Raw genomic sequence first — 23119 nt, forward strand, 5'->3', positions numbered from 1 at the left:
CGAAATACCAGGAGCATTCACTATGGACGGCACTCCCGCCCCCGGACCCCAGCTGGACCTTGAGTACCAGCTTGCCGACAACCTGACCCGAGAGTCCGGCCGCATCTTCCTGACGGGGACGCAAGCGCTCGTCCGCATCATGCTCACGCAGGCCCGCGTCGACCGCGAACGCGGGCTGAACACCGCCGGCTTCGTGTCGGGTTACCGGGGTTCGCCGCTGGGCGGCGTCGACATGGCGATGTGGAAGTCGAAGAAGGCGCTGGACGCCAGCAAGATCTCGTTCCTGCCCGGCATCAACGAAGACATGGCCGCCACCGCCGTCATGGGCACGCAGCAGGCCGGCGTGCGCGCCGACCGCAACGTCGATGGCGTCTTCGCCATGTGGTACGGCAAGGGCCCGGGCGTGGACCGCGCGGGCGACGCGCTGCATCACGGCAATGCCGCGGGCGCATCGCGCAATGGCGGCGTGCTGGTGGTGGTGGGCGATGACCACACCGCCGTCTCGTCGTCGATTCCACACGCCAGTGAAGCGTCACTGATTGGCTGGCAGATGCCGATCGTGCATCCGACGTCCATCGACGAGTACGAAACGTTCGCGCTATGGGCTTGGGCGCTGTCGCGCTATTCCGGCACCTGGGTCGCCTTCAAGGCCGTGTCCGAAACCATCGAAAGCGGCCACTCGTTCACGCCCGCCGCCGTTCAGCACTACGACATGCCCGCCGACCCGGACATGCCGCCCGAATCGCTGGAGTATTCCGCGCGCGATTTCCTGTCGCTAGCTGTCGAGACGCGCATGAACCTGCGCATGAAGGCCGTGGCTGCGTTTGCGCGCCGCCACAGCATCGACCGCCTGACCTGTCCCGCACCCCGCGCCACCGTGGGGATCGTGACGGTGGGCAAGGCGCATCTGGACACCATGGAAGCGCTGACGCGATTGGGCGTAGACACCGTCACCGCCAACGCACCCGTGCGCATCTACAAGCCGGGCCTGACGTGGCCGCTGGATGGCGAACGGCTGCTGGAGTTTGCGCGCGGCCTGTCGCACATCCTGGTCATCGAAGAAAAAGGCGCGGTGGTCGAAAGCCAGATCAAGGACCTGTTGTTCAACCTGCCGGAGCGCCCATCCGTCATCGGCAAGAAGGGCTTTGCCGGTGAAACGATGGTGCCGTCCGCAGGCCAGTTGCGGCCGTCGCTGTTGGCGCAGCCGCTGGCCGGCTGGCTGACGCGCACCGCGGGCTTGCCGCTGGCGGCGGACATGGCGGCGTTCGAATGCCAGGCCGCGCTGTCCAACGACGCCGACGGCATGCGCCGCCGCCCCTATTTCTGTTCGGGCTGTCCGCACAGCACGTCGACCAAAGTGCCCGAAGGCAGCCAGGCGCTGTCGGGCGTAGGCTGCCACTACATGGCTGCCTGGATGGACCGCGACACCGGCGGCCTGACGCAGATGGGCGGCGAAGGCGTGGACTGGATCGGCCTGTCTCGCTACACGAAGATGCCGCACATCTTCCAGAACATGGGCGAAGGCACCTACTACCACTCGGGCTATCTGGCGATCCGCCAAGCGGTCGCCGCGCGCGCCAACATCACCTACAAGATTCTGTTCAACGATGCGGTGGCGATGACGGGCGGGCAGCCTGTAGACGGGCCGATCTCGGTGCCGCAGATTTGCCAGCAGCTGCGTGGCGAAAACGTGGCGCGCATTGTCGTCACCAGCGACGAGCCTGAAAAATACCAAGGCGTGGACCTGGGTCCGAACATCAACGTGCACCATCGCCGCGACCTGGACGCGCTGCAACGCGAGCTGCGCGACATTCCCGGCGTGACCGTGCTGATCCACGATCAAACCTGCGCCGCCGAAAAACGCCGCCGCCGCAAGAAGAACCAATTCCCGGACCCGGCACGCCGCATGCTGATCAACAGCGCGGTCTGCGAAGGCTGCGGCGATTGCGGCGTGCAATCGAACTGCCTGTCGGTGGTGCCGCTGGAAACGCCGTATGGCCGCAAGCGCGCCATCGATCAATCCAGCTGCAACAAGGACTATTCCTGCGCGGAAGGTTTCTGCCCGAGCTTCGTGTCCGTCATGGGCGGCAAGCCCAGGAAAAGCGCGGCGCCCAAGACCGATCAGGAACGTCTGCAACGCCTGATCGAGCAACTGCCGATGCCGGCGACACCCGCGCTTGACCGCCCTTACCGCCTGCTCGTCGCGGGCATGGGCGGCACCGGCGTCATCACCATCGGCGCCATCGTGTCGATGGCCGCGCATCTGGAAGGGCTATCTGCGGCGGTGCTGGACCTGACCGGTCTGGCGCAAAAGGGCGGCACGGTCGTCAGCCACATCCGCCTGGCGCCTGCTGGTGCTTCGGCCGGCCCGGTGCGGTTGGATTGGCAACAGGCCGACGCCGCGATCCTGTGCGACCCGGTGGCCTCTGTTGCGCCGGATTCACTCGGTGCGCTGCGCCGCGGGCACACGCAGGTCACGGTCAACACGTATGTGGCGCCCGTGTCCGAGTTCACGCGCAACCCCGATGCCGCCATGCGCCCCGAAGCGCTGCTGGCCAAGATCCGCCATGCGGCGGGCGATGCCAACACGGCCGCCATCGATGCGCACGAAGCCGCGCTGGCATTGTTCGGCGACAGCATCCTGTCCAACATGTTCATGCTGGGTTATGCGTGGCAGCGTGGCGGCGTGCCGCTGTCGCAAGCCGCCATCAACCGCGCCATCGAATTGAATGGCGTGGCGGTGGCCGCCAACCGGGCCGCGTTCGACAGCGGCCGTCTGGCCGCGCATCAGCCCGACGCGCTGGACAGCGCGCTGCGTCCGCGTGCGCAAGTCGTGCAGCTGCACGTGCCCGAGACCTTCGAACGCGCCGTTGCGCGCCGTATCGCGGACCTGACGGCGTATCAAAACGCGAACTATGCCCGCGAATATCAGGACGTGGTGGAAGCCATCGCGGCCCGTGAACGCGAATTGGCGCCCGATGCGAAGACGCCGCGCCTGGCCATGGCGGTGGCCCGCGGCCTGTTCAAGCTGATGGCCTACAAAGACGAATACGAAGTGGCGCGCCTCTATACCGGCGACGACTTCCAGGCGCAATTGAAGGGCCAGTTCGAAGGCGACTACAGCCTGCGCTTTCATATGGCGCCGCCGATATTTGCCCGCAAGGACCCGCGCACCGGCGTGCCGCGCAAGATGACGTTGGGCCCGCGCACGATGACGGCACTGAAATTGCTGACGCGCATGAAGGGGTTGCGCGGCACGTGGTTCGATCCCTTCGGCCACACCGCTGAACGCAAGATGGAACGCGCGCTCGTCAAAGAGTACCGCCAGACCATAGACCAGCTGCTTGTAGGGTTGACCCGGGACAAGCTCGCACAAGCGGCTACAATCGCCGGCCTTGCAGAAACCATCCGTGGCTACGGTCACGTGAAGGCTTCGAACGTCGAGAAGTATCGGACGGAATTGGGTCGATTGATGCAGAGCTATATGGCACCGGCCCCGCGCGACATGCCCCTGCGGAAAACCGCATAAACATTCGCTCTGAGCGGTCCTGTCCTAGGCGCGCCTTACTGGGCGCGCCTAGTGCATTTAGTAACAATCTTTTGTGAGCATCGTCATAATCTTTTCTTGTCCCTGTAGTTCTCGATCACTAGAATTAGTGTCCAACGAGGGGTGCTACACTATATGTTGTGGTCGCCTAAGCGCTGATTCTCGTCGGCCACGCCTTTTGGACTAGCCCGTCCAAGCGTTCCGACCCCCTCTAAAAGATCCACATTCGTACCTGACATGACGTCGTCATGTCGCTATCTACGCGTTTTCGCACAGGAGCTTCCATGCAGACTACGATCGCCTCTGTGACCCGGCCTTCGGCCGTGCCGCCCTCACAAACCGATTCCCCTGCCGACGCCAATGGCGGGCAATGGGCCAGCTACAACATCATTCGCCGCAATGGCTCGGTGGTCGGGTTCGAACCCAGCAAGATCGCCATCGCCATGACCAAGGCCTTCCTGGCCGTAAACGGTGGCCAGGGCGCCGCGTCCGCCCGGGTGCGTGAACTGGTCGAGAACCTGACCAGCCAGGCCGTGAACGCCCTGGTGCGCAACCGCCCCAATGGCGGCACCTTCCATATTGAAGACATTCAAGACCAGGTCGAACTGGCGCTGATGCGCTCGGGCCAGCATGATGTTGCCCGCGCCTACGTGCTGTACCGCGAGAAGCGCACGCAAGAACGCGCCGCCGCCGCTGCCGCCGAAGGTCAGGACAAGGCCGCTGCCGCGCCTGCGGAACACGTGCTGAACGTGACCGACGCTGGCGTGCGCCGTCCGCTGGATCTGGCTGAACTGCGCGCGACCATCGTCGCCGCCGGCGAAGGCCTGGCCGAATTCATCGACACCGAATCCATCCTGAAGGAAACGGTCAAGAACCTGTACGACGGCATCCCCGTTGACGAAGTGTTCAAGTCCGCCATCCTGTCGGCGCGCGCGCTGGTCGAAAAGGACCCGGCCTACAGCCAGGTCACCGCTCGCCTGTTGCTGCACACGATCCGCAAGGAAGTGCTGGGTGAAGAAGTCTCGCAAGACGGCATGGTTGCGCGTTACGCCGAGTACTTCCCCACGTTCATCGCTCGCGGTATCGAAGGCGGCCTGCTGTCGCCCGAACTGGCCAACTATGACCTGACCCGCCTGGGCAAGGCGCTGAACGCCAAGCGCGATCTGCAATTCGGCTACCTCGGCCTGCAGACCCTGTACGACCGCTACTTCCTGCACATCCGCGGCACCCGCATCGAACTGCCGCAGGTGTTCTTCATGCGCGTGGCCATGGGCCTTGCGCTGCGCGAAGCTGACCGCGAAACGCGCGCCATCGAGTTCTACGAGATCCTGTCCTCGTTCGACTTCATGAGCTCGACGCCGACGCTGTTCAACTCGGGCACGCTGCACTCGCAGTTGTCGTCGTGCTACCTGACCACCGTCTCCGACGATCTGGAAGGCATCTACGACGCCATCAAGGAAAACGCGCTGCTGGCCAAGTACGCCGGCGGCCTGGGCAACGACTGGACCCCGGTGCGCGCGCTGCGCAGCCACATCAAGGGCACCAACGGCGAAAGCCAGGGCGTCGTGCCGTTCCTGAAGGTCGTCAACGACACCGCCGTTGCGGTGAACCAGGGCGGCAAGCGCAAGGGCGCGGTCTGCACGTATCTGGAATCGTGGCACCTGGACATCGAAGAATTCCTGGAACTGCGCAAGAACACCGGCGACGAACGCCGCCGCACGCACGACATGAACACGGCGAACTGGATTCCCGATCTGTTCATGAAGCGCGTGATGGAAGCGGGCGAATGGACGCTGTTCTCGCCGTCCGACTGCCCCGACCTGCACGACAAGGTGGGCCGCGCTTTTGAAGAAGCCTACCTGGGCTACGAGCGTCGTGTCGCCAACGGCGAACTGACGCTCTACAAGAAGATGCCGGCGCTGACGCTGTGGCGCAAGATGCTGTCGATGCTGTTCGAAACCGGCCATCCGTGGATCACCTTCAAGGACCCGTGCAACATCCGTTCGCCGCAGCAGCACGTGGGTGTGGTTCACAGCTCGAACCTGTGCACCGAGATCACGCTGAACACGAACGAATCGGAAATCGCGGTGTGCAACCTGGGTTCCGTGAACCTGGTCGCGCACATGAAGCCGGCTGCCGGCGGCGGTTTCGAGCTGGATCACGACAAGATCAAGCGCACCGTCAGCATCGCAATGCGCATGCTCGACAACGTCATCGACATCAACTACTACGCCGTCGAGAAGGCCCGCAATTCCAACGCGCGCCATCGTCCGGTGGGCATGGGCATCATGGGCTTCCAGGATTGCCTGCAGATGATGCGCGTGCCGTACGCATCGCAAGCCGCTGTTGAATTCGCGGATCGTTCGATGGAAGCCGTGTGCTATCACGCGTACTTCGCATCGAGCCTGCTTGCTGAAGAGCGCGGCCGTTATCAATCGTATGAAGGTTCGTTGTGGTCGCGTGGCATCTTGCCGCAAGACACGTTGAAGATGCTGCGCGATGAGCGCGGTGGTCATGTTGAAGTTGATGAATCGAGCACGCTCGATTGGGATACGTTGCGCGCGCGCATCAAACAACATGGCATGCGCAACTCCAATTGCGTTGCAATTGCCCCAACCGCGACTATTTCCAATATCATTGGTGTATCTGCGTGCATCGAACCTACTTTCCAGAACTTGTACGTCAAATCGAATCTCTCCGGCGAGTTCACGGTCGTTAACGATTACCTCGTGCGTGACCTGAAGAAACTCGGTCTCTGGGACGAAGTCATGGTCGCCGACCTCAAGTACTTCGACGGCAGCCTGTCCCGCATCGATCGCGTACCTTCCGAACTCCGCGAACTCTACGCCACTGCGTTCGAAGTCGAACCGAGCTGGCTGGTTGAATGCGCGTCGCGCCGTCAGAAGTGGATCGATCAAGCTCAGTCGCTGAACATCTACATGTCGGGCGCATCCGGCAAGAAGCTGGATGACACCTACAAGCTGGCATGGCTGCGTGGTCTGAAGACGACGTACTACCTGCGTACCCTGGGCGCCACCAGCGCCGAGAAGTCCACGGGCCGCGGCGGCGAATTGAATGCCGTCACTGCTGGTGGTCAATCCACGGCTGCGGCGATGGGCGCTGCACCTGCTTTGCCGGAACCCGAAGTTCTCGGGGCGGTTTGCACCATGAGGCCTGGCGACGCCGGCTTCGAAGAGTGCGAAGCCTGCCAATAACCGCCTCCGGAGAATTGAAATGATTAATTGGGAAGACGACACCATCGCAACGCAACCTGCATCCCCCGCCCCCGCGGGCGGCGGGCAGGCTGCACCCGGCGTCCGGGCTGCGACCGGTGTATTTGGCGACGCCGCCATGCCGACGCCTGCCGCGCCTGAACACGCGGCGGGTCTGAGCACGAGCGGCGCCGCAACCTCGCAACGTGTGAAGGTTGCCGACAAGCGCATCATCAACGGCGAAACCGACGTCAATCAACTTGTGCCGTTCAAGTACAAGTGGGCGTGGGAAAAGTATTTGGCCACGTGCGCCAATCACTGGATGCCGCAAGAGATCAACATGTCGCGCGACATCGCCCTCTGGAAGAACCCGAACGGGCTCACCGAGGACGAGCGCCGCATCGTCAAGCGCAACCTGGGTTTCTTCGTCACGGCCGACTCGCTGGCCGCGAACAACATCGTGTTGGGCACGTACCGCCACATCACGGCGCCTGAGTGCCGCCAGTTTCTGCTGCGCCAGGCGTTCGAAGAAGCGATCCACACGCACGCTTATCAATACATCGTCGAAAGCCTGGACCTGGACGAAGCCGAGATCTTCAACGCTTACAACGAAGTTCCGTCCATCCGCGCCAAAGACGAGTTCCTGATCCCGTTCATCGACGCGATCGCGGACCCCCACTTCAAGACGGGCACGCCCGAAGCTGATCAGACGCTGTTGAAGTCGCTGATCGTTTTCGCATGCTTGATGGAAGGCTTGTTCTTCTACGTGGGCTTCACGCAGATCCTGGCGCTGGGCCGCCAGAACAAGATGACCGGCGCGGCCGAGCAGTACATGTACATCCTTCGCGATGAATCCATGCACTGCAACTTCGGCATCGACCTGATCAACACCGTCAAACTGGAAAATCCGCATCTGTGGACGCCGGAATTCCGCGAAGAAATTCGAGAACTCTTCCGCAAAGCGGTCGAACTCGAATACGCTTACGCCGAAGACACGATGCCGCGCGGCGTGTTGGGCTTGAACGCACCTATGTTCAAATCCTACCTGCGCTTCATCGCCAACCGTCGTTGCCAGCAAATCGGTATTGAACCGCTGTACCCGCAGGAAGAAAATCCCTTCCCGTGGATGGCGGAAATGATCGATCTGAAAAAGGAACGCAACTTTTTTGAAACTCGCGTGATCGAATACCAAACCGGTGGCACGCTGAGCTGGGAGTAAAGCAGTACGTCATCAGGCCCGGCGCGGGCACGCTTCAGATTCAAGAAGCGTTGCGTTCGCGACAGGCTTGATGACGCTCTTCCCGGTCAGGGTGTTTTCGAACACGTAGAACAAGCGGTCGGCGGCCTGTGATCAGGCTGCGACCGGCGCCATTTGAAATGGCTCGCGCCAAAGGAGCGGGGGCCATATCAAATGGCTGTGCCGAATTCATTAGCGCAAACCGTAGTAGCTGTTGCTCGCACAGAACAGCGGCATGCGCCGATGAATAGCCCGGGCACGGTTCGCCTTGTTGGCGAGTCGGGGCACGGGTTTAAGTTCTGGGACCCCTGAACCTAAGGAGCATGACCATGGCAACAGCCAAGAAAGCCGTAAAGAAAGCAGCGGTGAAGAAGCCCGCCGCCGCCAAGAAGGCAGTCGCGAAGAAGGCCGCACCGGCCAAGAAAGCCGCTGTCAAGAAGGTAGCTGTGAAGAAAGTCGCCGCCGCCAAAAAGCCGGCAGTGAAGAAGGTTGCCGCGAAGAAGCCGGCAGCCGCCAAGAAGGTTGTCGCTAAGAAAGCGGTAGCCAAGAAGGCCGTCGCCAAGAAGGCCGTCGCTAAGAAAGCGGTAGCCAAGAAGGTTGTCGCCAAGAAGGCGGTTGCCAAGAAAGCAGTAGCCAAGAAGGTTGTCGCCAAGAAGGCGGTTGCCAAGAAAGCCGTTGCTAAGAAGGCCGTTGCCAAGAAAGCCGTAGCCAAGAAGGCCGTCGCCAAGAAAGCAGTAGCCAAGAAGGCTGTTGCCAAGAAGGCCGTCGCCAAGAAGGCTGTTGCCAAAAAGGCAGTTGCCAAGAAGGCCCCCGCTGCCAAGAAAGCCGTAGCCAAGAAGGCGCCTGCCGCCAAAAAGGCTCCTGCTGCCAAGAAAGCTGTAGCCAAGAAGGCTCCGGCTGCGAAGAAGGCTCCTGCTGCCGCCAAGCCGGCTGCTGCTGCCAAGCCCGCCGCCGCCAAGAAGCCCGCTGCGAAGAAAGCCGCTCCGAAGAAGCCCGCCACGCCGCCGTCCACGGCTGCTGCCCCGGGCGCGAAGACCGCGCTGAATCCCGCCGCGTCGTGGCCGTTCCCGACGGGTGGCCGTCCGTAATCAGGACGGTTCGAAGCACTAGCTTCACTAGAGCCGCCCGGCTAGCCGGGCGGCTTTTTTGCGCTCGTCCATTCGGACGATGCGCATGCAAAATGCGGCGGCAATAAACTTGCGCCACCATGCGACAATTGATTCCTTATTTTTTCGGTGATCGCGTCCATGCTCGGTGATATCTTCCGCTTCCTTCTCGAAATCGTGTTCACGCTGTTTGGCGCGGCATTGATTGCCCGCGCCTGGATGCACGCGATCCGCCTGCCGCCCTTCAACCCGCTGGCGCGCGCCGTCTACCAAGCCACCAACTGGCTGGTCGGGCCGCTGCGCAAGATCATCCCCGCCGGCAACAAGATTGATTGGACGAGCCTTGTCGCCACGTGGCTGGCCGCGCTGCTCTACATCGTGCTGATCTGGCTCGTCGCATTGGGCGCGCTGATTCCTGCCCAGTTGCTGCCCGCCGCAATGGGCTCGGCACTGATCATGGCGATCAAATGGGCATTGAATCTGGTGGTGTGGCTGACGCTGATTCAGGCCGTGCTGTCGTGGGTCAACCCGATGGCGCCCATGATGCCGCTGCTGCAAGCGCTGACCGCGCCCATGCTGGACCCCATCCGCCGCCTGTTGCCGCGCACCACCATCGACTTCTCGCCGCTGGTGCTGCTGATTCTGGCGCAAGTGCTGCTGATGGTGCTGGCTAATGTCAGCCAGCGCATGATCGGTCTGTAAAGGTGCGGGGCATCGCGCCCCGCACGCGTTGAACTACGCCGGAATGCCGGCGTAGATCTCGACCAGCTTCTTGCGGTCGATCTTATGGTTGTTCGACATGGGCAGCGCCGGGCAGGCCACCAGTTCGGACGGCACCATATAGGGCGGCAGGCGCTGCGCCAACCGCTCCTTCCAACCGGCCAACGCCTCGGGCGCCAGAAAGCGCGCCGCGGCTTCCTCGGCCACACCTGCCACGAAACCAATCAAGCGCACCGCCGTGCCATCGGGCCGGCGCAGCACCGCGCAGGCGCCGCCTTCCACGCCGGGCAGACCGTGCAGCGCTTCGTCGATTTCGGCAAGTTCGATGCGATAGCCGTTCAGCTTGATCTGATCGTCCATGCGGCCGCGGCAGAACAACAAGCCGCCCTCTTCCATCAGCCCGAGATCGCCCGTGCGGAATGCGCGGCGGCCGTCGTCGTAGGTGTAGAGCTTGGCTTCGTTCAGGTCGGGCCGATTCAGATAGCCCCGCATGACGTGGTCGCCCACGATGCAGATCTCGCCTTCGTCCACGATCAGCACGCTGTCGGGTTTGGCATGGCCCACTGGCAGCGGGTCATGCGCGGCCAGCACGGCATCGGTGACTTCGATCCAGGTTGTGGCCACCGTAGCTTCCGTGGGGCCGTAGGTATTCAGGATGACCGCGCCAGGAAAGCGCTGGCGCAGCTTCTTGGCCAGCGCAGCCGGCAAGGGTTCGCCACAGAACAGGAACGTGCGCAGCGCCGGCAAGGTGGCCGGCGAAAAATCGCGGTTGGCCAATTGCTGATGTGCAAACGACGGCGTCGACACCCACACGGTCACGCCATGCTCGGCCAGGCGCGGCATCCAGGTGCCCGCCGCCGCGATCTGCTCGCGCGCATTCAGCACGCAGGCGCCGCCCGAGGCCAGCGTAGCGAACACTTCATACATCGACAAATCAAAACTGAACGGCGCCTGGTTCATGAACACGGGCGCATCACCCAGGCCAAAGCTGCCCAGCATCCAGTCACCCAGCAGGCCAACGCTTTCGCGGCCGATCTGCACGCCCTTCGGGTCGCCCGTGCTGCCAGACGTGAACATGACGTAAGCCAGGCCGCGCTCGGCCAGCATCGCGCCCTCGCCCGCCGTGAACGTATTCGCCGCGGCATCGTAGACGGCCGCCGCGCGCACGATCTCGACGATGCGGCGCAGGCGCTCGGCCGGATAGATGGTGTCAACGGGAACGAACGGCGCGCCGATCAGCAGCGCCCCCACCATCGCAACGAAGAACGACGCTTCCTTGTGACCGTAGATGGCCACGGGCACATCCGGCGCCACGCCGTGCTGGCGGGCCTTGTCGGCCCAGGCCTGCGCCTCGGTGCGCAACTGCGCCCAGCTCAAGGTGCGGTCGGCGGCGGCGACGGCAAGCGCGTCGGGCGAAATATCGAGTTCAACGAACTGGAAGGACTTCAGGTCGAAACGCATGCCGAAACTCCCGGCGTCAGATGGGGCTGCGGCCGCTGAACACGTACAGCGCCAGCGCAGCCAGAATCAAGGTAAGCACGCGGCCCAGGAAGCGCATCACGGGATGCGCCAGGGTCGCTTGCAGCGCAGGACGCGTGCGCGAGGCGTTGATCAGCAGGTTGTGGCCCACCGAATACGCGCCGAACATCAGGCCGCTGACGATGTAGTGCAGCGACAAGCCGTTCCACACGCCCATGGCCAGCAGCGTCGCGAAGATGCCGATGTTCTGCGCGGCCATGCGATGGCGCCCGAAGAACTTGGTCTTGCTCAACGCCTTGTAGATCGGCATGAACACGACGTCGCGCAACCACTCCGACAAGCTGATGTGCCAGCGGCGCCAGAAGTCCTGCGGATTCAGCGTGGCCAGGGGGTTGCGGAAGTTGATCGGCAAGGTGAAGCCGAACAGCATGCCGATACCGATCGCCATCGTCGAGTAACCGGCGAAGTCGAAGAACAGATAGGCGCTATAGAGCGACGCGTTCAGCGCCACGCCCGAGAACGAATAGTCGTGCGCGTCCAGGGTGGCCAGGCCATAGCGCCAGATCAGCTCGGCCACGCCGAACTTCTGAATCACGCCCAGCATGATGAGCTCAAGCCCCGTCAGCCACGTGTTCAGGTTCACGCCTTCATAGCCGCGCTTGAGATCCGCCTGAAAATTGCGCCAGCGGTACATCGGGCCGGCCAGCAAGGTCAGCGGGAAGAACAGGTAGATGAAGTAGTCCAGCGGCGACACGCGCTCATTGCGCTGCGCGAACAGCAGCACGTCGATCGCGCGGAACGTGGCGAACGACAGGCCCAGCATCGCCCCCAGGTGCGATACGCCGGTCTTCACCAGCAGCAACGGCGTCATCGTGATGACCACCGCCAGCCACGTGGGAATGTAGTTGCGGCGCACGGCCCACAAGGCGCTGCCCGAAATGGCCAGCAGCGCGATGGGTTGATAGGGGCGCGCCCAGAACACCGCCATCCACACGCCCAGACAGATCACGCCGATGATGTGGCGGTAGCCGATCTTGAACGGCATGCCGAATGACCGGTACGCCAACAGGCCAAGGCCGCCACACAGGGCGCCGCCAAAAAAGCTCAAGCTTGCGAACAATTCCATGGTGCGGTCAGAACTGTTGGTATTGGAATTCGACCTTGATCGGTCCGCCGCTACCCGTGGTGGGTTGAGCCTGCAGCACGAACACCAGGATCACGCCTATGTACAAACACAGGTGCCAGAAGAAACGTTTCATCGGGAAAAGTACTCCGCAATGCCTTGGTCCGCCATCGCCCAGCCGAGTTCGGCCAGATGCATGTCGTCACGCACCATGCCGGGTTCAAACGGGATGCTGTAAAGATCCAGGCAACCCATCTGATAGCGCTGGCACATGCCGGTAATGGCGGCCACCACCGGGTCGAAACGTTCGACATCCAGAATGAGCTTGGGATTGAACGGCTGGATGACGAAGTACGCCTTCACCTTGCGCTTTTGCAGCAGGGCCATGACGCGCGACAGGTCACCCAGCTCGGTGCGGGTGATCGGGTCCACGTCGGCGAACTCGTTACGGGCTGGCGAGTACAGCTGCGCCAGGTACTGCTTGTAGTAGTCGTCGCGAACGTCGTAGGGATTGTTGCCGCCCAAGCCGCGTTCCACTTCACGCGCCTCGTGCGTCAGACGGCCCCACTGCCCTTCGTTCAAGCGCGCCGACGACGGCCAGGACACGAAGCGGTGCGCCGGCACCGACAGCTTGCTGCGCGGACGGTCAGGCGCAGGCTCCTTGCGGGCATGCCACCATAGCGACAGCTTGTCCTTGAGCTCGGCCACCTGGCCATTGGCGATCAGCCAGATCAAGCCCCAGTTCGCGTTGTCGGTGATCCAGTTCTGCATCTGCTCGCGCGTGCTGGGCTGATCCCAGAGGCGATCCCAGACGGGCCCCGTCACGTGTTCAGCGAACGCGCTGCGCGGCAACTGGCCGCCCGAGGCGAACCAGGCGGGCGACACCATGATCACCAGCCGCGTGTTCGGCGTAAGCGAATCCGCCACGGACTCCAGCACGCTGACGATGCCATAGGACTGGAACATGGCGTGGCCGTAGGCCAGCGTCGGCACCTTCAGTTCATCGGGGAAGAACCGGTAAGGCACAAAGCGCAGATCGTGGCTGGACAGTTCGGACGAGCCCAGCACAACCAGCGTCCCGTCGCTCAGGGCGTTGCCCAGGCGATTCAGGTTGACGTGCTGAGTGCCCCAGTCCGGCCCCAGATTGGGCAGGTAGTTGTTCCTGTCGGCAGCAGCGGTCGACGGGGCAGACGTGGGCGTGACGATACGGCTGAGCAGATCATCCGCTCCGCAGTACGCGCCAACCGCCAGTGCTACCGCCGTCGCGGCAGCCGCGACGTGGGACAACAACCGGGTATTACGAAGAATGGGCAGCGACATAGCCGGCTAGCGTGCGGACCGACTGAAGATGCTCTGCGATTTCGGGAGCCGGGATGCTGCAGCCGTACTCCGATTCGACCGCAAGCGTGATGTCCACCGCAGCCAGGGAATCAACCAGGCCAGTGGCAATCAACTGCGTGTCGGGGGTGACTTTCTTCATGACGATCGACTCGACGATCTCGCCGATCTTGGTGTGGAGTTCTTGCTCGGTATGCATAGATAGTGCTGATTGCCTCGTCGGCAAAACATCCCCGCCCCTGGGATTCAGGTAAGTGAGGATACAGAAAAATGCTGAAACTCAACTGACCGTTCCAGCGATCCAGAACAGCGCCAGGATGCACTTGGTTACATCAAAATCGCATCGTGATGCCGATCGCAGGCGCAATCATTGCACTTCGGGCGTTGAATCGCCATGAAACTTTTGGGGTAAATCGCGAGAAAAGGCTGGCAAACGTAACGCCTGCGGGTAAATCCCGGGTGCTGCGTTGCGGCAGCGCGACAGATTTTTACGACTTTACGCCCTGCGCTGGCCCGGCCCCGATATCGGGCAGTGGAGATTCAGGCATGAAAAAGCCCCGGAATCGGGGCTTGTCTTGCAGCCTGCAAACCTGCCGTCGGCATGTAAAAAAGCCCGCTTGCGCGGGCTTTTGATTTACATCGGGGTGACGCGGGTCGGACCCGAACCACTGATCACTTGAACGCGCTGGCCCACGCTGACGGGCACATCGGCTTCCTGCGCCACGACACGGGTTTCGCCGTTATCCAGACGCACCGTGATTTCGTAGCCGGAATTCGTGCCAACCCTGTTCTCTACGGCGTTCCCCGCCAAAGCGCCCAGAATGGCGCCGCCGACGGTTGCAATGGTACGGCCCGTGCCGCCACCGATTGCGTTGCCTGCCACGCCGCCCAACGCACCGCCGGCCAACATGCCGACGCCGCTGGACTTGTCGTTCTGGATCACGATCGGGCGCACGCCCGTGACCGTACCCGTACGAACGATCTGCTCGCGCTGGGCCTGGTCGTAGCTGTACACGCCACTGGACGCGCTGCGATTTGCGCAGCCGCCCAGCACAGCCATCGACGTCACAACTGCTGCGATAGCCAACCACCGGCCAGTACGCGGCGTCACCAGGGATAGAGATTTACTTTGATTCATTTGGACTCCTCGATCGGGCACTGCCGACGAACATTGATCATACTCCGCCCAAAATGAGTGTCAGGCTCCCCTGCAACACACTGAAACTCACGGCCATAGGCGGATAACACCGTGTAAATACGGCGGCCCGAAAGCCGCCGCATTATCAAAACTTGATGCATTGTTCGACCGCGCCGCCGCGTGGCGGTTCCCGTCTTGCGAGGGAATCAGGCGGGCAGATGGATGCCGTAGGTGGCGTGCAGCACAGCGTCGATCTCTGCGCGCGACGGGTTGTGGTTCTGCGGGCCGCGCGAGGCAATCTTGATGGCGCCCATGACGTTGCCCAGGCGGCAGCTGTCTTCCCAGCTCCAGCCGGTGGTCAGGCCGTACAAGAGGCCACCGCGCTGTGCGTCGCCGCAACCCGTCGGGTCCACGACCTGCGACGCGCGCACCGGATCAATCTGAATCGTCTTGCCGCCGGTGTACAGGGTGGCGCCTTCGGCGCCGCGCGTCACGACCACGGCTTGCAGCGTGCCGGCAATGTCTGCCACGCTGCGGCCCGTGCGTTGCTCAACCACGCCGGCTTCGTAATCATTGACCGTCAGCGCCTGCGCGAGCTTGAGCATGCGTTCGAGATCGGCGCCGTCGAACAACGGCATGGCCTGGCCCAGATCGAAAATGAACGGGATGCCACGGCGATGCAGGCGTTCGGCGTGCGCGAACATGCCTTCCTTGGCATCAGGTGCCACGATGGCCCAAGCCGCATCCGCATCGCTCAGGTCGTTGTCTGCCGCAAACGACATGGCGCCCGGGTGGAAAGCGGTGATCTGGTTGTCGTCCAGGTCGGTCGTGATGAAGCACTGCGCGGTGAAGGTGTCGGGGATGACCTTGACGCGGCTGGTGTCGATACCCAGGCCCGACAGGCGCTCCATGTACTCACCCGCGTCTTCGCCAACGGTGGCCACCGGCACGGGCGCGCCGCCCAGCAGGTTCATGTTGTAAGCGATGTTGCCCGAGCAACCGCCGTATTCCTTGCGCATGCTGGGCACCAGGAACGACACGCTCAGCGACTGGATGCGGTCAGCCAGGATGTGGTCTTTGAAACGGCCTTCGAACACGGCAATCGTGTCAAACGCCATCGAACCGCAAACCAGAACAGGGGTTGCCATGCTTGTCATCCTTTAGGGAAAGAACTTATCGAGTTGGTAGCCATTGACCTGCACACCGGTCACTTCAATGGGTACGGAAATCTTGAGCTCGCCTGCCGGGCCGAAGGGGCCGCGCAGTTGCTCGGGCGTCAGGTAGTTTTCGGGCCTTAGCACTTTGCGCACGACCACGGTGTCCGACAAGTCGGTCAGGTCGAGCACCAGCGCGGGCCAATGCTGCGGCTTGTCGTAGCGGTTGCGCAGCACCAGGTTCAGCACCAGACGGCTGCGGCCGTCGTCGATCGCGGCGGCGCCCGTAGGCGGCTGCAAGGACGATGAAGAAATCGCAATGCGTTCCAGGCGGCGCGCGTAGCCCACCGTGCAGCCCAAGGGCTTGCACACCGTCTCCAGCACGGGCCGCATGACGGGTACGGAATTGGCGATGTCGGTGCGATAGGCGTACAGCAGTTGCAGGCCCAGCGCGATCAGGCCCAACAGGCAGGCGTAGCCCCACAATTTGCGGAACAGGCCGCGGCGTTCCTGGYGGTCTTGATCCAGGAATTCGGGCGGCGTTCGGCCGACATCCGTGGCGCTGGAGTAGCGCGTGCGCGTATCGCCCAGGACGGGTTCGCGGCCGTCGTCGGGCTCGGGCTCGTCGTCGTAGTCGGTGATGCGGATGTGATGCCCGCGGTCGTCATCGGCGTCGAGCTTGTCGTGGGAATGGCGGGTATCGGCGGCGGCGCGGCGGTCGTCGTCACGGTCGCCATCGGCGTCGTATTCATTGTCGTTACCGATGCCGCTGCCGCCGTTATCCGCAAACGTCGGCTCGGCGTGCCCGGCGGCGCGGCGGCGCGCGTCCCAGTCGATGACCGGTTCAGCGGCGCGCGGCGCGAAGACGGGCTCATTGCGGGAAGGGCTGGGACGATACGCGCTGTCGTCTTCGCTTGCGTCCTCGTCGTCGGCGTCGTCTTCGGGCAAGTGCGTATCGGGTTCATCGCGCCGGCGAATCGCCTCGCGGCCGCGTAATACGGCGGGGGGAACGGCGGGGGAGACGACGGGCGCAGCAGGTGCAGGCCGAACGGGCTGCGGAGGAGGCGAAACGGCTTGGGGCGGAGGCGAAACGGGCTCGTCTTCCCACGGTGCGATTTCGCGCGGTTCTGCCGATGGCCGCGACAGCGGTGGCGGCGCGGGCGGCGCGGGCGGCGCGGGCGGCGCCGGCCGCGGGGCAACGTAACGAGGCGGCTCCGGCACAACGACGGGCCGTGCGGGTGCCGGCGGCACGTACGCAGGTTGCTCGTACGCAGGCGGTGCCGGCGGGGCAGCCCGCGTTGCCAACACCGGCGCGGCAGCCGCCGCCGCGGGCTGCGTCGCAGGCTGTGCGACGGGCGCGGGCGGCAATGTCGTCGGGGCGCCTGATTCCGGCAGCAGGCAGGCGCGGCCGTCAAACACCGTTGAGCAGGCGCCGCAGCGCACCAGGCCATTGCGGACTCGAAGCTGGTCAGGCACCACCTTGAACGAGGTGCCGCACTGGGGGCAGCGGGTAGTCAGAGCCATGTGATGCAATCCTGCCTGGGCTGCGCTCAGGCTTTCTGGCCGTGCAGGCAAACCCAGCCGTCGCGCGCACGCCAAACCGACATGGCCATCCAAGGCGCATAGGCGGCGGCCACTTCTTCGGCCTGGCGTTCCAACACGCCCGACAGCACCAGATGACCGCCCGCCGCCACGCGGCCAGCCAGCATCGGCGCCAGCACCTTCAGCGGGTTGGACAGAATGTTGGCGACGACGACCTGGAACGTGCCATCGGTCAATGCGTCGGGCAGCATGGCTTGCAGTTCAACGCGATTGACCTCGGCGTTATAGGCGGTGCTTTGCACGGCCTGCGCGTCGATGTCGACCGCCAGGGTCGGACCCGCGCCCAGCTTGCGCGCGGCAATCGCCAGAATGCCCGAACCGCAACCGTAGTCCAGCAAGGTCGCGCCCGCGGGCAGCTCGGCTTCCAGCCAGGCCAGGCACAGATGCGTCGTGGGGTGGCTGCCGGTGCCAAAGGCCAGGCCGGGGTCGAGTTCGATGTGGATGGCGCCGTCTTCGGCAGCGGCCGGGTCCAGGCCCGGCACGTCGGGATTATCGCGGTGCCAGCTGGGCACAATCCACAGGCGTTCGGCAATGTGGATGGGCCCGAACTGCGATTGCGTCAAACGCACCCAGTCGGCGTCCGGCACATCACGCAGGCTCCAGCCTTCGAATACCGACGCGTCCAGCTCGCCCGCGGCGGCGGCTTCTTCCATGATCTGCGCGGGATCGGCTCCGTCGGGCAGCAGGGCGACGACGCGGTTGCGGTCCCAGGCTTGCACGTCGGGCTCGGTGCCGGGCTCGCCAAACAGGGGACGTTCAACGTCAGTGCCGAAGTCGGCGTCTTCCACGGACACGGACAGCACGCCCGCTTCCAGCAGCGCGTCCGACAGGGCTTCGGCCTGCGCCTCTAGGCAATGGAGCACGAGTTCACGCATGATTATTCTTCCATCTGGTCATCGGGCCGCGGCGCATGCCGCGGCCCGATGACCGTAAAACATTAAAAGGCCCCGAAGGGTTTTTGCCGCGGGCAGGCCCAAAGGCAAAAAGGGGCCGCGAGGCCCCAGGTGGTCGGTCAGGGACGCTGAGCCAACTTGTTTTCCAGATAGTGGATGCTGGTGCCGCCTTCAATGAAGCGGGCATCTTGCAACAGCTCGCGATGCAGCGGGATGTTGGTCGAAATGCCTTCCACCACCATTTCCGACAGCGCAATGCGCATGCGGGCCAGCGCCTGGTCACGCGTGTCGCCGTACGTGATGACCTTGGCGATCATCGAATCGTAGTTCGGCGGCACGAAGTAGCCGTTGTACGCGTGCGAATCGATACGCACGCCCGGGCCACCCGGCGTGTGCCAGTTGGTGATACGGCCGGGGCTGGGCACAAAGCGGAACGGATCTTCCGCGTTGATGCGGCATTCGATCGCATGACCCTTGAACTGGATGTCGCGTTGACGCAGCGTGAACTTCTCGCCGGCGGCAACCAGAATCTGCTGCTGCACCAGATCAATACCGGTGATGAGTTCGGTGACCGGGTGTTCGACCTGGATGCGGGTGTTCATTTCAATGAAATAGAACTCGCCGTTTTCAAACAGGAACTCGAACGTGCCCGCGCCGCGATAACCCATCTTGCGGCAAGCGTCGGCGCAGCGGTCGCCGATGCGCTCGATGGCGCGGCGGGCGATGCCGGGAGCCGGCGCTTCTTCGATGACTTTCTGGTGACGGCGCTGCATGGAGCAGTCGCGTTCACCCAGCCAGACGGCGTTGCGGCCGCCATCGGCCAGCACCTGGATTTCCACATGGCGAGGGTTCTCGAGGAACTTCTCCATATAGACTTCCGGGTTGTTGAACGCGGCGCCCGCTTCCGAACGTGTCATGGTGACGGCGTTCAGCAGCGCGGCCTCGGTGTACACCACGCGCATGCCACGGCCACCGCCGCCGCCTGCCGCCTTGATGATGACCGGGTAACCCACTTCGCGCGCAATGCGGATGATTTCCTGCGGATCTTCGGGCAAAGCGCCCTCGGAACCGGGCACCACCGGCACGCCCGCTTCGATCATGGCGCGCTTGGCGCTGACCTTGTCGCCCATCAGGCGAATGGTGTCGGGACGCGGGCCGATGAAGACGAAGCCACTCTTTTCGACGCGATCGGCGAAGTCGGCATTTTCGGACAAGAACCCGTAACCCGGGTGAATTGCCTCGGAATCTGTCACTTCGGCGGCCGAAATGATGGCCGGCATGTTCAGGTAGCTGTCACGCGACGGCGCGGGCCCGATGCACACGGATTCATCGGCCAGGCGCACGTACTTGGCTTCGCGGTCAGCCTCGGAGTGCACGACCACGGTTTTAATGCCCAGCTCACGGCAAGCGCGCTGAATGCGCAGGGCGATTTCGCCCCGATTGGCGATCAGGATTTTTTCGAACATTTTCAGCTATCAGCCAATGACGAACAGGGGTTGACCGTACTCGACGGGCTCACCATTTTCGACCAGGATTTCTTTGATGACGCCGGACTTGTCGGCTTCGATTTCATTGAGCAGCTTCATGGCTTCAATGATGCACAGCGGGTCGCCTTCCTTGACGGTGGCGCCCACGTCGATGAACGGGGCGGCGCCCGGGTTCGGCGAACGGTAGAACGTGCCAACCATCGGCGCCTTCACGACGTGGCCCTGGATGACCGGGGCGGCTTCGGCGGCCGGAGCGGCGGGCGCTGCGGCTTGAGCCACCGGTGCGGCGGCTGCGCCGGCTTCGGGCTGGTGGTAAGCCACCGGCTGCAAGGTCTGCGAGAACTTGACGATGCGTACCTTGCCTTCGCCTTCGGTGATTTCCAGCTCGGCGATACCCGATTCAGCCACCAGGTCGATCAGGGTTTTGAGTTTTCGAAGGTCCATAGAAGCTGCTTCCCGAGATAGTGTCGACGGCGTCCCAGCGTGGGGTCCGCGCCGTATAAGATGTAAAAGCTGTGAGTTGGTGCGAGATCAGTGCCGCACTGCGTAACGCAGAGCCGCCTCGTAGCCGTCCGCGCCGAGGCCGCTGATAAGGCCTATCGCCAAATCGGACAGATAAGAGTGATGCCTGAAGGGCTCTCGCTTATACAGATTGGACAAATGTACTTCAATAAATGGGATCGCGACCCCAGCCAGCGCATCGCGAATTGCGACGCTGGTGTGCGTATAAGCCGCCGCGTTGATGATGATGAAGTCTGTGCCGTCTTGCCGGGCCGCCTGAATGCGGTCAACCAGCGCGCCTTCGTGATTGCCTTGCCAAGCAGTCAGCTTGGCGCCCAGTTCACCTGCCAGCAATTCCAGGCGCTCATTGATCTGGGGCAGCGTCAAACTGCCGTAGATATGAGGTTCCCGGGTGCCGAGCAGATTCAAGTTCGGGCCATGCAATACCAGTATGTTTTGCGCCATGCGCTTGCCAATGAGTGGTTTGCCAATTGTTGGCAAAACAGCCGATAAACCAGCTTTTTACGCCAATTCCTATTATTTGTCCAACAGACTTACGCCTTAAGACTGGATAGGGTTTGGTTCAGATCATCTGGCTGGATTTCGCCCAGTATCTTCCGGTTAATTCCGCCATCAGCGTTGAAAACAAGGGTAAAAGGCAGGCCGCCACTGGGATTTCCAAGCTTGCGCAGGGTATCAATGGCCCCGGCGCCGATCACCCACAACGGGTAGGAAACTTGCACTTTCTCGACAAATTTTTGCATGTTCGCTGCGGTATCGACACCGATGCCGACAAAGCGGATATGCGGATACTTTTTCTGCAAGGCGTCGAGTTCGGGCATTTCCTTCACGCACGGCGCGCACCAGGTTGCCCAGAAGTTGACCACCATGGGCTGGCCCTTGAAGTCGGCCAGCGAATGCGTTGCGCCATTCAAGTCGGGCATCTGCAATTGCATCAGCGCGGGAATGGGGTCGCTTTCGGCGGCCGGCGCTGCCGCGTTCTGGGATTTGCGGCCCATCAAAGTAAGGCCGCCCGCAACCGTGGCGGCTACGGCCACGCCGGCGGAAAGAAGTAGGCGTCGATTCATGGCGCGATCATAACCGCTGCCGCCGTTTTGCGCGCAATGGGCCGGCATGGCCAGCACGCCGCTATATATACAATGCAGGACAGGAGAATTTTCAATGCACCTGCACATTCTTGGCATCTGCGGTACGTTCATGGGCGGCTTGGCGCTGATCGCGCGCGCCGCCGGCCACAAGGTCACGGGTTGCGACGCGGGCGTGTACCCGCCGATGAGCACCCAGCTATCCGAACAGGGAATCGAGCTGATCGAAGGATTCGGCGTCGACCAGATGGCGCTCAAGCCTGACTTGTACGTGATCGGCAACGTCGTCAGCCGCGGCAACCCGCTGATGGAAGCCATTCTAGAATCCGGCGCGCGTTATGTGTCTGGCCCGCAATGGCTGGGCGATAACGTTCTGCCCGGTCAGCACGTGCTGGCGGTGGCCGGCACCCATGGCAAGACCACGACCAGTTCAATGCTGGCCTGGATATTGGAAGCCGCAGGCCTTGCGCCCAACTTCCTGATCGGCGGCGTCGCGCAGGATTTGCATGTGTCGGCCCGCTACGACCCGGCGCGCCGCCCGTTCGTGATCGAGGCGGATGAATACGACACGGCGTTCTTCGACAAGCGGTCGAAGTTTGTCCACTACCGTCCGCGCACCGCCATCCTGAACAACCTGGAATACGACCACGCCGACATCTTCCCCGATCTGGCGGCCATCGAGACGCAATTCCATCACTTGGTGCGCACCATTCCCGGCTCGGGCCGCATCGTGCGCCCCACGCATTCTGATGCGCTGGACCGCGTGATTGCGCGTGGATGCTGGTCGGAAACCGTCACGTTCGGCGCCGATGGCGCCTGGCAGGCCACTGCGCCCGATGCCGACGGCGCATTCGGCGTGCTGCGCAATGGCGTTGAAGCGGGCACGGTGCGCTGGTCGCTCTCCGGCGAACACAACCGCATGAACGCGCTGGCGGCGCTGGCCGCGGCCGAGCACGTGGGCGTGACCGTGCAAGACGGCATCGCGGCGCTGACGCGCTTTGCCGGCGTGAAGCGCCGCATGGAACTGCGCGGCACCGTCAACGGCGTCAAGGTCTACGACGATTTCGCGCACCACCCCACCGCCATCGCCACCACGCTGGAAGGCTTGCGCCGCCAAGTGGGATCAGCGCGCATCCTGGCCGTGCTGGAACCGCGCTCGAACACGATGAAGCTGGGCACCATGGCCGCCCGTCTGCCCGACGCGCTTGTCGACGCGGACCTGGTGTTCTGCTTTGGCGCCCACAGCGGCAAACACGCGCTGGGCTGGAATCCGGCCGACGTACTGGCGCCCCTGGGCGATCGGGCTTCCAGTTACGATGACATCGATGCATTGGTCGCGGCCGTAACCGCCGCCGCCCGCCCGGGCGACCAGGTTCTGGTCATGAGCAACGGCGGCTTTGGCGGCATCCACGGCAAGCTGCTGAATGCGCTGGAAGCGTGCGGCTGAAGCCACGGCCAGACTCCAAGCCCCCAGGC

The 23119-nt window shown here is 63.1% G+C and carries 19 protein-coding genes and 1 pseudogene; 6 read left to right on the plus strand and 14 right to left on the minus strand.

Going from position 1 to position 23119, the window contains the following annotated elements; genetic code table 11:
* The first annotated feature begins 22 nt into the window (after positions 1–22).
* From AC1DB0_RS26795 to AC1DB0_RS26815, 5 genes are all read left to right on the plus strand, one after another.
* Entirely contained in the window at positions 23–3529 is a 3507-nt protein-coding gene (locus tag AC1DB0_RS26795; RefSeq protein WP_476758300.1) for an indolepyruvate ferredoxin oxidoreductase family protein, read from the plus strand.
* Between the two features lie 302 nt (positions 3530–3831).
* The gene (locus AC1DB0_RS26800) at positions 3832–6762 is read left to right on the plus strand and encodes a ribonucleoside-diphosphate reductase subunit alpha (RefSeq protein ID WP_054427263.1); all 2931 of its coding nucleotides are present in this window, start codon (positions 3832–3834) and stop codon (positions 6760–6762) included.
* A 19-nt stretch (positions 6763–6781) separates the two neighbouring features.
* Positions 6782–7978 (plus strand): ribonucleotide-diphosphate reductase subunit beta, encoded by a 1197-nt coding sequence (locus AC1DB0_RS26805; protein ID WP_054427262.1) that lies wholly within the window; start codon positions 6782–6784, stop codon positions 7976–7978.
* Between the two features lie 347 nt (positions 7979–8325).
* On the plus strand, positions 8326–9084 hold the full coding sequence (locus tag AC1DB0_RS26810) for a histone H1-like DNA-binding protein (RefSeq protein WP_175171662.1): 759 nt from the start codon (positions 8326–8328) through the stop codon (positions 9082–9084).
* Between the two features lie 159 nt (positions 9085–9243).
* Positions 9244–9804, plus strand: a complete 561-nt coding sequence (locus AC1DB0_RS26815) for a YggT family protein (RefSeq protein ID WP_054427260.1) — start codon at positions 9244–9246, stop codon at positions 9802–9804.
* 33 nt (positions 9805–9837) lie between these two features.
* On the opposite strand, the gene AC1DB0_RS26820 is transcribed toward AC1DB0_RS26815, so the two are convergent.
* From AC1DB0_RS26820 to AC1DB0_RS26885, 14 genes and pseudogenes are all read right to left on the minus strand, one after another.
* Entirely contained in the window at positions 9838–11283 is a 1446-nt protein-coding gene (locus AC1DB0_RS26820; protein WP_346553319.1) for a D-alanine--poly(phosphoribitol) ligase, read from the minus strand.
* A gap of 16 nt (positions 11284–11299) precedes the next feature.
* The gene (locus tag AC1DB0_RS26825; protein ID WP_054427258.1) at positions 11300–12427 is read right to left on the minus strand and encodes an MBOAT family O-acyltransferase; all 1128 of its coding nucleotides are present in this window, start codon (positions 12425–12427) and stop codon (positions 11300–11302) included.
* 7 nt (positions 12428–12434) lie between these two features.
* Positions 12435–12560 carry a hypothetical protein gene (locus AC1DB0_RS26830; RefSeq protein WP_156337003.1) on the minus strand — a complete coding sequence of 42 codons (126 nt, stop codon included), beginning with the start codon at positions 12558–12560 and terminating at the stop codon, positions 12435–12437.
* Complete coding sequence (locus AC1DB0_RS26835; RefSeq protein ID WP_054427257.1) at positions 12557–13744, minus strand: D-alanyl-lipoteichoic acid biosynthesis protein DltD; 1188 nt, start codon at positions 13742–13744, stop codon at positions 12557–12559. The genes AC1DB0_RS26830 and AC1DB0_RS26835 overlap by 4 nt, the downstream gene beginning before the upstream one ends.
* The gene (locus AC1DB0_RS26840; RefSeq protein WP_054427256.1) at positions 13722–13961 is read right to left on the minus strand and encodes an acyl carrier protein; all 240 of its coding nucleotides are present in this window, start codon (positions 13959–13961) and stop codon (positions 13722–13724) included. Before AC1DB0_RS26840 ends, AC1DB0_RS26835 begins: the two co-directional genes overlap by 23 nt.
* Before the next feature lie 435 nt (positions 13962–14396).
* Positions 14397–14900, minus strand: coding sequence for an outer membrane lipoprotein (locus tag AC1DB0_RS26845; RefSeq protein ID WP_054427255.1), 504 nt, complete (start codon positions 14898–14900; stop codon positions 14397–14399).
* Positions 14901–15106: 206 nt separating this feature from the next.
* On the minus strand, positions 15107–16048 hold the full coding sequence (locus AC1DB0_RS26850) for a carbohydrate kinase family protein (RefSeq protein WP_476758301.1): 942 nt from the start codon (positions 16046–16048) through the stop codon (positions 15107–15109).
* A 12-nt stretch (positions 16049–16060) separates the two neighbouring features.
* A complete protein-coding gene (locus AC1DB0_RS26855; protein WP_476758784.1) occupies positions 16061–17170 on the minus strand; it encodes a DUF3426 domain-containing protein in 1110 nt (369 codons plus the stop codon).
* A 303-nt stretch (positions 17171–17473) separates the two neighbouring features.
* Positions 17474–17578: pseudogene (locus AC1DB0_RS26860) on the minus strand (MJ0042-type zinc finger domain-containing protein); the annotation flags it as partial.
* Between the two features lie 26 nt (positions 17579–17604).
* The gene (prmA, locus tag AC1DB0_RS26865) at positions 17605–18531 is read right to left on the minus strand and encodes a 50S ribosomal protein L11 methyltransferase (protein WP_175172178.1); all 927 of its coding nucleotides are present in this window, start codon (positions 18529–18531) and stop codon (positions 17605–17607) included.
* A gap of 137 nt (positions 18532–18668) precedes the next feature.
* On the minus strand, positions 18669–20015 hold the full coding sequence (gene accC / locus AC1DB0_RS26870) for an acetyl-CoA carboxylase biotin carboxylase subunit (RefSeq protein WP_054427251.1): 1347 nt from the start codon (positions 20013–20015) through the stop codon (positions 18669–18671).
* Positions 20016–20024: 9 nt separating this feature from the next.
* Positions 20025–20480: an acetyl-CoA carboxylase biotin carboxyl carrier protein gene (gene accB, locus AC1DB0_RS26875; protein ID WP_054427250.1), complete on the minus strand. Its 456-nt coding sequence runs from the start codon at positions 20478–20480 to the stop codon at positions 20025–20027.
* 87 nt (positions 20481–20567) lie between these two features.
* The gene (gene aroQ / locus AC1DB0_RS26880) at positions 20568–21002 is read right to left on the minus strand and encodes a type II 3-dehydroquinate dehydratase (protein WP_006226654.1); all 435 of its coding nucleotides are present in this window, start codon (positions 21000–21002) and stop codon (positions 20568–20570) included.
* Between the two features lie 89 nt (positions 21003–21091).
* A complete protein-coding gene (locus tag AC1DB0_RS26885; RefSeq protein WP_054427371.1) occupies positions 21092–21625 on the minus strand; it encodes a TlpA family protein disulfide reductase in 534 nt (177 codons plus the stop codon).
* A gap of 94 nt (positions 21626–21719) precedes the next feature.
* On the opposite strand from AC1DB0_RS26885, the gene mpl reads away from it, so the two are divergent.
* Positions 21720–23090 carry a UDP-N-acetylmuramate:L-alanyl-gamma-D-glutamyl-meso-diaminopimelate ligase gene (gene mpl, locus AC1DB0_RS26890; RefSeq protein WP_342068097.1) on the plus strand — a complete coding sequence of 457 codons (1371 nt, stop codon included), beginning with the start codon at positions 21720–21722 and terminating at the stop codon, positions 23088–23090.
* Positions 23091–23119 lie beyond the last annotated feature (29 nt).

The sequence above is a fragment of the Achromobacter sp. 10T422 genome (assembly GCF_056394065.1).

Excerpts from the sequence above, each read along its gene's own strand:
- AC1DB0_RS26795 (WP_476758300.1), top strand. The coding sequence starts at position 23 with ATGGACGGCACTCCCGCCCCCGGACCCCAGCTGGACCTTGAGTACCAG.
- AC1DB0_RS26800 (WP_054427263.1), top strand. The coding sequence starts at position 3,832 with ATGCAGACTACGATCGCCTCTGTGACCCGGCCTTCGGCCGTGCCGCCC.
- AC1DB0_RS26805 (WP_054427262.1), top strand. The coding sequence starts at position 6,782 with ATGATTAATTGGGAAGACGACACCATCGCAACGCAACCTGCATCCCCC.
- AC1DB0_RS26810 (WP_175171662.1), top strand. The coding sequence starts at position 8,326 with ATGGCAACAGCCAAGAAAGCCGTAAAGAAAGCAGCGGTGAAGAAGCCC.
- AC1DB0_RS26815 (WP_054427260.1), top strand. The coding sequence starts at position 9,244 with ATGCTCGGTGATATCTTCCGCTTCCTTCTCGAAATCGTGTTCACGCTG.
- AC1DB0_RS26820 (WP_346553319.1), bottom strand. The coding sequence starts at position 11,283 with ATGCGTTTCGACCTGAAGTCCTTCCAGTTCGTTGAACTCGATATTTCG.
- AC1DB0_RS26825 (WP_054427258.1), bottom strand. The coding sequence starts at position 12,427 with ATGGAATTGTTCGCAAGCTTGAGCTTTTTTGGCGGCGCCCTGTGTGGC.
- AC1DB0_RS26830 (WP_156337003.1), bottom strand. The coding sequence starts at position 12,560 with ATGAAACGTTTCTTCTGGCACCTGTGTTTGTACATAGGCGTGATCCTG.
- AC1DB0_RS26835 (WP_054427257.1), bottom strand. The coding sequence starts at position 13,744 with ATGTCGCTGCCCATTCTTCGTAATACCCGGTTGTTGTCCCACGTCGCG.
- AC1DB0_RS26840 (WP_054427256.1), bottom strand. The coding sequence starts at position 13,961 with ATGCATACCGAGCAAGAACTCCACACCAAGATCGGCGAGATCGTCGAG.
- AC1DB0_RS26845 (WP_054427255.1), bottom strand. The coding sequence starts at position 14,900 with ATGAATCAAAGTAAATCTCTATCCCTGGTGACGCCGCGTACTGGCCGG.
- AC1DB0_RS26850 (WP_476758301.1), bottom strand. The coding sequence starts at position 16,048 with ATGGCAACCCCTGTTCTGGTTTGCGGTTCGATGGCGTTTGACACGATT.
- prmA (WP_175172178.1), bottom strand. The coding sequence starts at position 18,531 with ATGCGTGAACTCGTGCTCCATTGCCTAGAGGCGCAGGCCGAAGCCCTG.
- accC (WP_054427251.1), bottom strand. The coding sequence starts at position 20,015 with ATGTTCGAAAAAATCCTGATCGCCAATCGGGGCGAAATCGCCCTGCGC.
- accB (WP_054427250.1), bottom strand. The coding sequence starts at position 20,480 with ATGGACCTTCGAAAACTCAAAACCCTGATCGACCTGGTGGCTGAATCG.
- aroQ (WP_006226654.1), bottom strand. The coding sequence starts at position 21,002 with ATGGCGCAAAACATACTGGTATTGCATGGCCCGAACTTGAATCTGCTC.
- AC1DB0_RS26885 (WP_054427371.1), bottom strand. The coding sequence starts at position 21,625 with ATGAATCGACGCCTACTTCTTTCCGCCGGCGTGGCCGTAGCCGCCACG.
- mpl (WP_342068097.1), top strand. The coding sequence starts at position 21,720 with ATGCACCTGCACATTCTTGGCATCTGCGGTACGTTCATGGGCGGCTTG.